Below are 12,841 nucleotides of genomic sequence, written 5' to 3' on the forward strand. Positions count from 1 at the left end.
TTAGTTTTTGGGTACTGTTTTTTTTTACTGCCCCGTCCTATATGTAGCTCTAAATAATAATGAGAACCATTTATGATAGGCGATCGAACTCCTCGCTCAATTTTAACTGCATTGCTGTGCACTGGACTGGCTTTACCAAGCGTAGCCTTGGCACAACAAGCACACCAACTTGATATTCCAAAAGGCAGTTTAGCTAACGCGTTGAATACGTTGGCACTGCAAACGGGCGTCTTACTGCAATTCGATCCCAACCAAGTTGGCAGCACACAGACGCTTGGATTAAAGGGCGAGTTTGTATTGAGAGAGGGTTTCGATCAGCTACTCACTGGTACTGGGTTATATGCCGAAAAAACAGCAAATGGCAGTTTCATCATCCGTTCAATCGCTGATGACCAAGCCGTTGTGCTTGATACACTTGATGTTTATGCCAGTACTAATGCGCGCACTGAGATCTATCAATCGGCTTCTTCCGACACAAAGTTAGGGCAAGCACAGCTTACCCGCGTCGCACCGAGAGATACATCCGATATTTTTTATAATGTCCCCGGTGTGGCCACCTCACAATCGCGCCAAGAGCCAGGCGTGGCCGTCAACGTGCGTGGTATACAAGACTTTGGCCGCGTGAATGTGATGATTGATGGTGCAAGACAAAACTTTCAACGCAGTGGTCACGGCGCAAATGGCACGGTTTATCTCGATCCACAGTTACTGTCCAGTGTCGATATATCCAAAGGCCCAGTGGGTGATGCCGGTGGTGCAGGCGCCATTGGTGGCGTAGTCAACTTCAAGACGCTTGAGTTTGCGGATCTTGCAATCGAAGGGAAAGCGCATGGCAGCAAACTTTCTTTGGCAACAGGCAGTAATGCCTATCACCTGCAGGGGCTGTTAGCGTCGGGTGTGCGCGTGGGAAAGAATTTAGAACTGGTTGCAGCCATTGGCCGAAAAAGCGTCGGGCGATTTGAGCCAGGTCAAAGTGGCGGCAATGCAGGTAAAAGTGAATACTTCGATGCGTTAAGCGCGTTTACCGAACAAGATCAATGGTCTTCTCTACTCAAAGCCAGTTATAAAATCGATGACCAACAAACAATTAAGTTGAGCTATATCGGCTTTTACGCCGACTTTGAAGAAGGCTCAACCACGGATCAAACAAACCCCGACAGCGCACCAGGTGCAACCAGTAAGCTGAAAAATGACACCATTAAATTAGATTATACTTGGAATCCGAATTCCGATTATCTCGATGTAAGTGCCAGTATTTATTACAACCGCACCAATATGCGACAGCACCGTTTTGAGTCAGGAAAAGAAACCAACCCGTACGGTGAGTTTGCGCTTGAGTTTGAGACCAATACCGTTGGCATGGCGCTAGAAAACTATGCATTTTTCAGTCTCGAACATCAATGGTTGCCAGAGACTGACTCTTTATTAATCCTTAATACCGGTACCGAATACTTTAGAGATTGGACACAACCTCAAGCGATTCAGCAAACACCCGGTTCAGGCGATCCAACTTGGTTCACAGGTGCAACACCAGGTGGCGATCGTGCCGTTGCCAGCGTATTTACTCAGGCAGAATGGCAATATGGGGAGCATTTATCCATTGAAACAGGCGTGCGTTACGAGCACTTCTCAATCGAAGGTGAAGGAGAAATAAACTCAGGGTCAATCCTCAACCCGCCGGGCGTCACACCGTCTAAAACGCTTATTTTTACTCATTTTGACGTGGCACGCCATGACGAATACATATCGCCTAATGTACGCGTAGCCTATCGCTTTACCGATGAAATACAGGCGTATGTAAGCTCGGCCAAAGGGGTGAGACACCCTGCAATCACAGAAACTCTGCTTTTTGGTATGCACGCCGGTAATAGCTTCCCATTTTACCCAAACCCCGGTTTAAAAGCTGAAAAGTCTCTCAATAACGAAGTTGGCATCAACTTTGAGTTTATGCAATTAGCCAATAAGCATGACCTCATGATTAAAGCGGGCTGGTTTAACAATACGGTTGATAACTTTATTGTTCAAGGTACCGTCATGAGCCCAACGTCTGTCAGTGATAGAAGCAATATTCGCAGCTATGTCAATTTACTCGATGAGGTTCGTTTTGAAGGGCTTGAGCTACAAGCCGACTATGAGTCAAAGCATATTTTTGCCGAGCTGAACTACACCAAAATGAACTTTAACCCAGGCCAAGGCGACTATGACCCGTTTCCATTGGGCAGCCAAGTTGGGTTCCCGAAAACAAACCTAGGTCAAACAAAATCTGGAGGCTTACTTTATATCGAGCCTGCAAAGCATAGCGCTGCCTTGACGATTGGCGTCAAGCTACTCGAAGACAAATTGAAATTTGGTACGCGCGTGCGTGTAGAAGATAACGATGGTCGAGGTGGCTCAGCATATAAAGATGTTGTTGACTGGGAAATCTACGATCTATGGCTAGATTACCAGTACTCACCACAGCTCCAACTGCGTCTGTCTGTCGACAACCTAAAAGACCTCAATTATGCCGAGGCCAATGGCACCTCATATTGGGTAGCACCAGGACGCAGTGTGATTGGACGGATCAACATCAAATTCTAATTTAAGATAAGGGTAAAAATCATGCAAAAAGCTTTTAGGCTCGCGCTTATCAGTAGCGCCGTAATGAGCGCAAACGTGGCAACTGCCGCTGAAATAAACCTGCAACAATTACATGTGTTTGGCAACCCACAGACCATTATGTTCGGCGGAGACAAAGGCATGCTGCCCACCAAGCCACCGGTATTGCACCCTAAAAGCGGTAAGCTGATTGGTAGCATGATGTCTGGTGCTGGCAACACGATGACAACACTCGGTCAATCAGGAATTTATTACTTCACTCCGCAATTGAGTGAAGGAAAGTTGACTGATTTTAATACACAAATTAATACCGTAAATAATGATATCGGTGCATTTACGACCAATGTCGTGGTAAACAGCCTAGGTGCAGCCTTTGGTGGTGCAAAATCAAGCTTATTTGTATGGACCGAAGAAGGTGGCATGCAGGATGCGCTATCGGGCCTGGACATTAGCCATATCAATGGTGGCAGTTTCGAAATAAACGGCCTCATCACCGTCGATACACAAGACAATATTTATTTTGCAGCATCACAGCGCAATGATGAATTTTATGCTTTGTTACGCTTAAGCTCAGAAGGTGAACTAGACATATTGGTCAACTTCGGTCGTGATGAATATAAACAAGCTGCAGGCAGTTCGTTTATCTATACCAAAGGACAATCTCCCGCAGCCTTGATCTTCAGTGCAGCCGACAATGCCATTTACGGCCTTGCACACAAAAATGCGAATTCGGCAGGTGCAGGCAGCCATGACGGGCTGGACAATGACGACTTTGCCAGTGGCACCGTATTTAAAGTCGATCTGGCCAATGTTGTGACAGATGGCAGCTCAGAAGTCACGGTACTTCATTCCTTCACCAATAAGCTTCATGGGTTAATTGACGACCATTCGCTGGCAACCAACGCCGTTGTTGAACATGGAGACTGGCTATATGGTACTTCAGCTAAAACGGTATGGCGCCTCCATAAAAATAAAGCGAACAGCTTCAATCTACTTCATACCTTTGGCAACGAAGAAAATGGCATCACGGCTGCGCAAGATGGTCATTTACCAGCGGGCCCACTGGTGTTAGCTGCGGACGGAAACATTTATGGTACGACGCGCTCTAACGGCGGTGATGAAACAGGCTCGGGTGTACTTTTCCGTATCAATGTAAGCGCAGACGCCGCAGATCTTGATAAAACAAAAGATAGCTTTGAAATTGTTCAACAATTTGATGGTCAAGCCTCTATCCGACCTGTTGGTCTAACACCAGGCGCACTCTTAGAAGAGCAGCAGACTATCTATGGTGCCACCAACGGTAATAACACCACAGAATCTGGTGGCGTATTTGAATTTACCGTCAAACAACATGCATTAAGTTTTACCACTGCAACAACTGAACTGACGGTTGGAGAGCGCCTAGAGTTAAGCTGGCAATCAATCAATATCAGTAACTGTACCGCCAGTGGTGATTGGGAAGGGGTAAAAGAGAGCAATGGACAAGAGTCTATAGAACCGGACTCTGAGGGCGAAAAGTCCTATGTGTTGACCTGTCAGGATACTGATCAAAAGATGTATACCCAAACACTTGAAGTGTTAGTCAACCCTGAGCCTGAACCTGAACCTGAACCTGAACCTGAGCCTGAGCCTGAACCTGAACCTGAACCTGAACCTGAGCCTGAGCCTGAGCCTGAGCCTGAGCCTGAGCCTGAGCCTGAGCCTGAGCCGGAGCCTGAGCCGGAGCCAGAGCCAGAGCCAGAGCCTGAGCCAGAACCTGAGCCAGAGCCAGAGCCAGAGCCAGAACCAGAGCCAGAACCTGATACCGGCACAAATCCTGAGCCGACACCAGAGCCTGAAGCAGACAAAGACAGCAGTGGTTCATTTGGCGGCTTCATGCTTGCGCTAGGTGCACTGATTATTGGTCGCCGTTTACGCCGAAAAGCGCAATAAACCAAATTCGAATTGCAAGGGCATGCCCTTGCCAATAACAACGGAAGTATCAGCATGGCGCGCAGCAGGTACTTCTCACAACGACCTTTAGGTCAACAATATTAAATAATTAACGATTAAGGAATTACCATGTCAATACAAGTAACTTACAGTGCAAACTACACGTTCAGTAACCTAAACGACTTCTTCACAGATGCAACTCGTTTCTTCAAAAACACCGATTACAATGAAAACATCGGTAGCTTTGCTGGTGCAGAGAACCCAAATCCAACTGTAGATCTGGGCTTCTGGGGACTATTTGGTACTTTTTCTGGTACTCAATATGTTCAAGAAGGTCAAGTAGGTACTGAAAGCCTAGGCTTTATCATCCAAGCCGCTGACGGTTCATACGTAGACTACACATTCTTCGCAGGTCCTTCACACACAATGTACGGTGAAATTGCTTCAATTTCATTCGGTCGTGGCCTAACGCAAAATGCAAATGGTGAATACAGCTTCGCAGAAGATCTAGTGAGCTTCGATGGCCTAGACACAATTGGTCTAAATGCTGGCTTTGATGCAACAGGGGGTGTAATTGGTCGCCATGAAGGTACTAACACAACACACAACATTGTTGATGGCTTAAAAGACTCTGAGTTTACTTACTTCACAGATCTACTAACACAACAGGGCATCGATCTAACTCTAAACGACACTATTGGCACAGTTGGTGTAGCAGGCTTGGCTGATTTTGACCTAGTCGCTTAACCCATTAAGCACTGCAGCTTCGCTGCAGTGCTATCTGCAATCTATTGAGTCTACTATGAAAAAACTTTGTATCTGCTTGTTATCCCTATCATTCTCTAGCCTTGCCACCACGGCTGTCGACGGTGTCAGCGTGAATTACCTCACATCTCTTCACTACACCGGCCCAGAGGGTTGGCCAAGTGCAGGTAAACCTTACGCTCCCCCTGTTTACAATGCGACGCGGGATCAACTAATCGGTCTTTCGACCGTGGGACGTTATGACAGTGACATTGTAGCGCCCAGTATGTGGGGATTAGCACCAGTACAAGGACATTATTTTGCATTAGCAAAAGACATCAAGGGGTTCGTGGGTTTTGTGCAGCACCCAACACTAGATAGACTGTATAGCATTGATGACTTGGGTAATATATTTTACGTACACTCGGATGGCAGCAATAAAACCATCGTGTTCGATAATGCTGATAGCACGCTCAATCAATACCCAAATGTCCACCCTATTTTTGATGACCAAGCACGCCTCCTGTTTATCGATACAGACCACAAAACATACTCAAGACTCATGCGTCTTGAAAGCGATAATACACTCACAGAATTACACCAATTCACGCAAAATCCTCACGGTGATTTTACTGCCGCAGGTGGTATGCTCCTCAGTGGTAATACACTTTACGGCTATTTGGGTTACCCCAGAGGCTTTCCATTTTTCAATACCAAATCGAGCGATGACAATTTTGTTGTAGGAGCGATTTACGCAGCAGAGCTCGGAGACAACTCTCTCCTTGATATCAATTTAATTCACGAATTCACACTCAACCAAGGCGAAGTACCTTGGGATACAGGTGGCCATGCAGAGAACCGAATCGCAACTTATTTAGCGGAAGATCAAGCTGGTTACTTATATGGCTCAACCTCAGTTGGCACCTGTAAAACACAGGGTATAAGTACATTTACCGGACAACCTATCGTCTATGCCAATGGCTTATGCGGGGGGAAATATATGCATTACTCAAACATGCAGGATGCCGCTCAGCTCATCCATACAGAATTCCCTCATTACGATGGCAGTAACCCACATGGTTCACTATTTAGACTAAAAAAAGACGGTTCAGAGTTTACCCTACTGCATACATTTAACGGCCAAGATGGCAGCCAGCCAAGAGGGCCAATGGTGATCACAGATACAGGCTTCCTGTATGGCACCACCATGAGTGGAGGCACGCATAAAAGTGAATTAATTAAAGTGCGTAAAGGCGATACATACCCATCTCAAGCGCAAAATATGTCAGGAGATGGGACCTTATACCGTGTTCAATTAAACAAGATTAAGATTGAAAATGGCGATGTGGTACAAAGTGGCTTTGAACATGTGCACTCTTTTAAAGGCGGCATCGGCGAAGATGTCGATGGCAAAGTGCCCACAGGTCTGAACTTAGCAGAAAATGGCCGTATGTATGGTACCACCTTACACGGTGGCCGCAGCTTTATTGATGAAGCGGGTTGGGAATGGGAAAACGATATTTTTGGCACTGTATTCGAAGTCGACCTCAGTGGCATGAAACCAACCGGCTCGGTGACACTGAGCATTACCCCAGGCACCATCAAACTTGGTGAAGAAGCAGAGGTCACTTGGGCAGGTAATAACATAGAAGACTGTGTTGCGACAGGTGGAGTAGCCAGTGGCGATTGGGTACCTAACGAAGCCATTGCGACCCAAGGCAGCATTAAAATATCGCCAGAAACTGGCGTGTACACTTTTTCTATCAACTGCAACGATGCCGATGTTGGCGCTCGATTGGGCTCACTGGCCACTTTATATGTCAATGCAGAGCCAAAAGTAACACAAAGTGAAACGCTCAACTATGGCAATGGCGGTACGTTGCACTGGAGCATACTGGCATTATTAAGCGCCTTGGGCATGACAAGATCGCGTCGTAAAGAGGCCAAATAATGAAGCCTTTTACAGTCCCAAATGAAGCCTTGAAACAGGCATTAAACAAACAAAAGCGTAGCTTAATACACGTCGCCGGATTTAGCGCTGTGATTAACTTATTGATGTTGATCCCCGCAATCTATATGCTTCAAGTTTATGACCGTGTTTTAAGCTCTTCAAACTTAGACACTTTATTAATGATATCCCTCATCGTCGCTGGATTTTTCATGCTGATGGGTGCTTTAGAGTGGATACGTAGCCGCGTATTGATCGGTATTAGCGAAAGCTTTGACAATGATTTGCATGCCCGTGTATTTGATGCTGTTTATCAACATCAACTCAAAGCTGGAAACGCCAACCCAAGTCAGCTAATTAACGACTTAAATCAAGTCCGTCAGTTCATGACGGGCACCGCAGTCTTTGCCTTTTTTGATGCCCCTTGGGCCCCCCTCTTTCTGCTGTTGCTGTTCTTCTTCCACCCGATACTAGGCACCATCGCGTTAGTCGGTACCGTTATTCTGTTTATCTTGGCACTACTTAATGAGGTCTGGGCTAAAAAGCCGCTGCAAGCCTCTTCCAGCGCCACCGCCAATGCCACACGCTTAGCAAGCGGGATCATCAATAATGCTGAGGTGGCGCATGCTATGGGCATGCAACACAACTTACAATCTCGCTGGCAAGCACAACATCAAGCCAGTATCAGTCACCAAAGTGAGGCGAGTAATTTAAGCTCGGTATTAACCGCCATCAGTAAAATTCTCCGCCTTGCGTTGCAGTCTGTCATTTTAGGTGCGGGTGCTTGGTTGGCTGTTGATGGCCAGATCACCGCAGGCATGATGATCGCAGGTTCAATTATGGCCGGACGCATGCTATCACCTGTTGAGCAACTTGTTGGCGCATTTAAACAATGGCAAAGCGTCAAGTTATCTCGTCAACGACTTGATGCGTTATTGCACCAATACCCAGCGCTTGAAGTAGGACTGGATTTGCCATCACCAAATGGAAAACTCACCGTCGAAAATGCGACTTTGATCCCGCCCATGTCACAAACTCCCGTGCTTAATAATATCAATTTTGAGCTAAATGCCGGTGAGGTATTAGCGATCATCGGCCCTTCTGGTGCAGGGAAATCGTCAATTGCACGCCTTATCACAGGTATTTGGGCACCACGCGCAGGCAAAGTACGCCTAGACGGTGCCGATATTTTTCAATGGAATAAGCAGAGCCTAGGCCCACACTTGGGGTACCTACCGCAAGATGTGGGCTTATTTGCTGGCACCATCAGTGAAAACATCGCGCGATTTGGCAAAATTGATGATGAAGCCATCATCAAAGCCGCCCGTTTGGCTGGCGTGCATGACATGATATTGAAATTACCAAAAGGGTATAGCACCGTACTTGGTGAAGGCGGCATGGGACTCTCTGGTGGCGAAAAGCAGCGCATTGGCTTAGCCAGAGCACTGTATGGCAGCCCTAAATTGGTGATTTTAGATGAAGCAAATTCCAATTTAGATGATGCCGGAGAAGCGGCGCTCGCAACCACCATCAAAACACTCAAACAGTCCGGTTGTAGTGTTATTTTCATTACACATCGAGCCAATATTTTAGGCTTAAGTGACAAAATCTTGTTGCTGAATAAAGGCAATATGCAAGCCTTCGGGCCCAAAGAAAACGTACTTGCGGCCATGCAGCAAGCTAAGCAAAGCCACAGAGGAGTTGCAGCATGAGTACAAAACAAAACATTGCCGGCAGCAAACACATTCGTCTCGGCTGGACGGTGATCGCGCTCAGCCTTGGTATATTTTTAGTTTGGGGCGCTTTCGCACCGCTAGACAAAGGCGTTGTTGTAGATGGACAGGTCGCGGTATCTGGGCATAAAAAACAAATACAAGCACCACAACACGGCGTGATCTCAGCACTACTGGTACAAAATGGTCAGTGGGTCGATCAAGACGAGCCGTTACTTGTGTTAGACAGCAAGGTGGCAAAAAGCCAGCTCGCTGCAGCAACCACACAATACTATATGGCGCTGGCAGAAAAAGAGCGCTTGGATGCTGAGTTGCAGGATGCAAAACAGCTTCTTTACTCAGACGTGCTCACCAATGTGCACTTACCCCAAGCAAAGCAAGCCATGGCATTAAATCAACAGTTATTTGAGCAACGCCGCGCTGCACTGCACACACAGTTGCAACTGATGCAAGACACTAAACACACGACCCAATCACGTATTGAGGGCCTTGAGCACGTTGTTGCGAGCCACAAACAACGCGCTGACGTTTATGAAAATTGGGTCAATGATACCCAAGCACTGGTGAAAAAAGGATTTCAGTCGCAAGAACAACTGTACCAACTCAAAGCGCAAGCCGCAGAGATCCGTGCAGACTTAGCAAATGCGCACTCAGAACTATTGTCTCAACAAGCTCGTCTATTAGAACTAGATACGCAGCACCAACAAACGCTCAAAGGCTACCGTCAAGAAGTCAGTCAGCAAAGAGCGAAAAATCAATCTAGCATCAGCGACTTTAAACAAAGAATGACGGCTGCACAATTTAGCTTAGACAACAGTGAAATTCGAGCGCCTGTCGCAGGGCAAGTCATCGGCTTAGACGCCTTCGGTGATGTAGTATCGCAATCGCAGCTTTTAATGGAAATTGTCCCCAAAGGACAAAGATTGATTGTCAATGCACGGATCCCCAGCAATCTCATCGACAGTGTTGCGTTAGGACAAGATGTGGACCTGTTGTTCAGTGCATTTAACACCAGCACCACGCCGAAGGTGAAAGGACAGGTTGAACGCTTAGCGCAAGATACCATCAACGATGAGCGCACTGGGCAGCCTTATTATCAAGTTGCCATTCGCGTAAACCAAGATGCACTAACAGAAAAATTAGTGCTGCAACCAGGCATGCCGGTGCAAGCGTTTGTGAAAAACGGTGAGCGCCCCATGCTCAGTTACCTACTCAAACCACTCACCGATCGCATTCCAAATGCCATGGCAGATATTTAATGTTTGTACCTATTTTGATACACTTATCGAACTTGGTCATAGTGCCCGCCGTTTCCCCGATGCAATTTTGTATCATAGGCGGGCCTATTTTGACACGCACTCTGCACGTTTCAATATACTGACGATGCCATGCATTCGATGCATGTGCATTATATGTATGGTGTATCAACAGCGAACTTTTTATCCCAGCCTAATTGACCAAACGTCTTCACAATCATAGGTCTCCAAGAAAAAACTCTGTCGTTTATTTTGTGCGGTTACATTTCCAAGCCTTGCCACCACCGCAGTGGAAGGAATAAGCGTTAATAACTTAACCTCTTTACACTATACCGGCCCCGTCGGTTGGCCAAGTGCTGGGAGGCCTTTTCCCCCACCCATGTATAACGCTGAACGAGATCAACTCATCGGAATATCTCTTGCTGGATATCGAGATGACACCGCACCAAGTATGTGGGGACTGGCACCGGTGCATGGACATTAGTAGAACAAAAAAGTAGGCGGCACACGTACGCCAAGCGCACCGTATAAAAAATTTTAAAAAATCATTATGGTTTTTTTAATCTCATCCGTTCTTTAAATATAGGGGTTCGTTTTAAGATAAATCAGGGTTGAATAACAAATGAAAAAAGCTTTCGCCTTTTTAGCACTGTCACTGGCTTTTAATGCATCAGCCGCTGGAACAGGCTCTCTGACTGCCTATGCGATGTTTATGCAAGCAGACTGGGTCGTAAAAAGTGTGATGTTAATGTTGGTCGCCGCATCTATCGCATGCTGGGCCGTGTTCATCACTAAGCAAAAACAGATTAAAGCAGCACGCGAAAGACTCGCACATTTGTTAGCACAAAGCCGTCAGCAGGACGATCTCACTCAACTAAACAAGTCACATGCATTGGAAGCGCAACTAGTCGAAGAAGTTTTAATCGAAATGGACTGGGGCGCAAAAAATAATGCCACAGCTGAAGGGGTTAAGGAGCGAGCTCTACAGCGCATGAAAACCCGTGTCGACGAGTTCACGGATGGTTTAACTCAAGGCACTGGTTCTTTGGCGTCCATTGGTTCAACCGCACCATTTATCGGCTTGTTCGGCACCGTTTGGGGCATTATGAATAGCTTTATCGGCATTGCCGCAACCAATAGCACCAATTTGGCCGTTGTTGCACCGGGCATCGCAGAAGCGCTGCTGGCCACCGCGTTAGGCTTAGTGGCCGCAATCCCTGCGGTACTCATGTACAACCATTTTACTCGTAATATCGCACTATATCGCAAGCAACTTAATGCATTTTCAAACCAACTGTTAGTCTTAGCAGGCCGCCAACTGGAGCTGCGTTGATATGGCGATGATGAATGACGGTGACCAAGACGAGTTTGCACTCAATAATGAGATCAACATGACACCGTTTATCGATGTGATGTTAGTGTTACTGATCATCTTCATGGTTGCAGCGCCCTTATCTACGGTGTCAGTGCCGCTCGAACTGCCAGGTGCCAAAGCACAAGCGCATACCTTAGATCAAAATCAATTGATTTTGTCCCTAGATAAAGATTTACAACTCTTTTTAGGCGACCAAGCCGTATCGCACTCAGAGTTGGCAGCTGCACTGAATGCTGCAAGCCAACATAACCCAGATAAAATCGTATTTATTCGTGCGGATGAACAAGTCGATTATGGCAATTTAATGGCCACGTTAAACACACTCCGAGACATTGGCTACCTTAATGTCTCTTTGGTCGGTGAAGAGGACTTAAATTAGGTGCTCACTCGGCGTGATTGGTTGTTCGGATTTATTTGGGCGCTTGGGCTACACCTTGCTATTTTGGGCATTGTGATGTGGGGCTGGCAACCACACACGCCAGCTCAGCCCAACGTATCCACAGCCCCTTTTGTCGTTAAGTTGGCACCTTTGGCCAAAGCCGCCAGTCAGTCTCAAGAGCTGCACAGCTCGCAAGCGCAATCAGCCAGCATACCTACACCGCTGGAGCCCCAAAATACCACGGCGACTAATATTGGATTGGCACATGATGGGCGGCTCGACATAGCTAAAAAACCAGAGCCAAAAGCGGTAGATCCGGCACCAAAGCCAGAAACACAAAAACAACGTGCGCCTAAAAAAACGGCCGAGTTAGCGCCTCAAAAGCCCCAGCCGATTCAGCAGCCTGACATACCAAAACACGTGACTGATCAACCTGAACAGCAAGAGAGTATCGCCAGTGCCGCAAAAGAAATACAAGCCGATGCCCCTGCACAGCAAAATCAAGCCCAGCAGCAAGGCCAAGACACCCAGCTGGCCTTGGTCGCTGCACAAAACTGGCAAGCTCAGCTGATTGCTCACCTTGCAAAGAAAAAGCGCTATCCTACAATGGCACGTAAAAGACGCCAAGAAGCCACAGTCATGGTGAGCTTTGTCATTGATGACAAAGGACAGGCGCAATACATAGAAGTGGTACAGGCATCTCGCTATCCACTGCTCAACAAGGAAGCAAAAAGCGTCGTTAAACGCGCACAACCTCTGCCCTTACCACCCGAGAATATGTTAAACAATAAAGTTATGGTGCCCGTCAGATTTTATTTACTTTAACAAGTGAGAAACACGCCGACATAATAAAATACGCAACTCATACCTTAAACA

10 protein-coding genes are annotated in these 12,841 nt (G+C 46.8%); all 10 read left to right on the forward strand.

All coding sequences use genetic code 11. The features are described 5' to 3' along the window. Window positions 1-72: 72 nt before the first annotated feature. The 10 genes from S4054249_RS20455 (at window position 73) to S4054249_RS20495 (ending at window position 12,790) form a co-directional block, all read left to right on the forward strand. Window positions 73-2,580 carry a TonB-dependent receptor gene (locus S4054249_RS20455; RefSeq protein ID WP_052960873.1) on the forward strand — a complete coding sequence of 836 codons (2,508 nt, stop codon included), beginning with the start codon at window positions 73-75 and terminating at the stop codon, window positions 2,578-2,580. A 21-nt stretch (window positions 2,581-2,601) separates the two neighbouring features. Continuing rightward, a complete protein-coding gene (locus S4054249_RS26825) occupies window positions 2,602-4,530 on the forward strand; it encodes a hypothetical protein (protein WP_063881447.1) in 1,929 nt (642 codons plus the stop codon). A gap of 129 nt (window positions 4,531-4,659) precedes the next feature. Beyond that, window positions 4,660-5,277 carry a heme acquisition protein HasA gene (locus tag S4054249_RS20465; RefSeq protein ID WP_046354881.1) on the forward strand — a complete coding sequence of 206 codons (618 nt, stop codon included), beginning with the start codon at window positions 4,660-4,662 and terminating at the stop codon, window positions 5,275-5,277. 55 nt (window positions 5,278-5,332) lie between these two features. Beyond that, a complete protein-coding gene (locus S4054249_RS20470) occupies window positions 5,333-7,225 on the forward strand; it encodes a choice-of-anchor tandem repeat GloVer-containing protein (RefSeq protein ID WP_052960872.1) in 1,893 nt (630 codons plus the stop codon). Next, a complete protein-coding gene (locus S4054249_RS20475; RefSeq protein WP_046354880.1) occupies window positions 7,225-8,934 on the forward strand; it encodes a type I secretion system permease/ATPase in 1,710 nt (569 codons plus the stop codon). Before S4054249_RS20470 ends, S4054249_RS20475 begins: the two co-directional genes overlap by 1 nt. Continuing rightward, window positions 8,931-10,214 carry an HlyD family type I secretion periplasmic adaptor subunit gene (locus S4054249_RS20480; RefSeq protein WP_046354879.1) on the forward strand — a complete coding sequence of 428 codons (1,284 nt, stop codon included), beginning with the start codon at window positions 8,931-8,933 and terminating at the stop codon, window positions 10,212-10,214. Before S4054249_RS20475 ends, S4054249_RS20480 begins: the two co-directional genes overlap by 4 nt. A gap of 286 nt (window positions 10,215-10,500) precedes the next feature. After that, complete coding sequence (locus S4054249_RS27020) at window positions 10,501-10,695, forward strand: hypothetical protein (RefSeq protein WP_155401345.1); 195 nt, start codon at window positions 10,501-10,503, stop codon at window positions 10,693-10,695. A 138-nt stretch (window positions 10,696-10,833) separates the two neighbouring features. Then, a complete protein-coding gene (gene exbB, locus S4054249_RS20485; protein ID WP_080928286.1) occupies window positions 10,834-11,544 on the forward strand; it encodes a tonB-system energizer ExbB in 711 nt (236 codons plus the stop codon). 1 nt (window position 11,545) lies between these two features. Further along, a complete protein-coding gene (locus tag S4054249_RS20490; RefSeq protein WP_046354878.1) occupies window positions 11,546-11,965 on the forward strand; it encodes a biopolymer transporter ExbD in 420 nt (139 codons plus the stop codon). After that, window positions 11,966-12,790: an energy transducer TonB gene (locus tag S4054249_RS20495; protein ID WP_046354877.1), complete on the forward strand. Its 825-nt coding sequence runs from the start codon at window positions 11,966-11,968 to the stop codon at window positions 12,788-12,790. The last annotated feature ends 51 nt before the right edge of the window (window positions 12,791-12,841 follow it).

It is taken from the genome of Pseudoalteromonas luteoviolacea (assembly GCF_001750165.1).
GTDB classification, from domain to species: domain Bacteria; phylum Pseudomonadota; class Gammaproteobacteria; order Enterobacterales; family Alteromonadaceae; genus Pseudoalteromonas; species Pseudoalteromonas luteoviolacea_G.

Coding starts and splice junctions, on each gene's coding strand:
- S4054249_RS20455 (WP_052960873.1), top strand. CDS start 73: ATGATAGGCGATCGAACTCCTCGCTCAATTTTAACTGCATTGCTGTGC.
- S4054249_RS26825 (WP_063881447.1), top strand. CDS start 2,602: ATGCAAAAAGCTTTTAGGCTCGCGCTTATCAGTAGCGCCGTAATGAGC.
- S4054249_RS20465 (WP_046354881.1), top strand. CDS start 4,660: ATGTCAATACAAGTAACTTACAGTGCAAACTACACGTTCAGTAACCTA.
- S4054249_RS20470 (WP_052960872.1), top strand. CDS start 5,333: ATGAAAAAACTTTGTATCTGCTTGTTATCCCTATCATTCTCTAGCCTT.
- S4054249_RS20475 (WP_046354880.1), top strand. CDS start 7,225: ATGAAGCCTTTTACAGTCCCAAATGAAGCCTTGAAACAGGCATTAAAC.
- S4054249_RS20480 (WP_046354879.1), top strand. CDS start 8,931: ATGAGTACAAAACAAAACATTGCCGGCAGCAAACACATTCGTCTCGGC.
- exbB (WP_080928286.1), top strand. CDS start 10,834: ATGAAAAAAGCTTTCGCCTTTTTAGCACTGTCACTGGCTTTTAATGCA.
- S4054249_RS20490 (WP_046354878.1), top strand. CDS start 11,546: ATGGCGATGATGAATGACGGTGACCAAGACGAGTTTGCACTCAATAAT.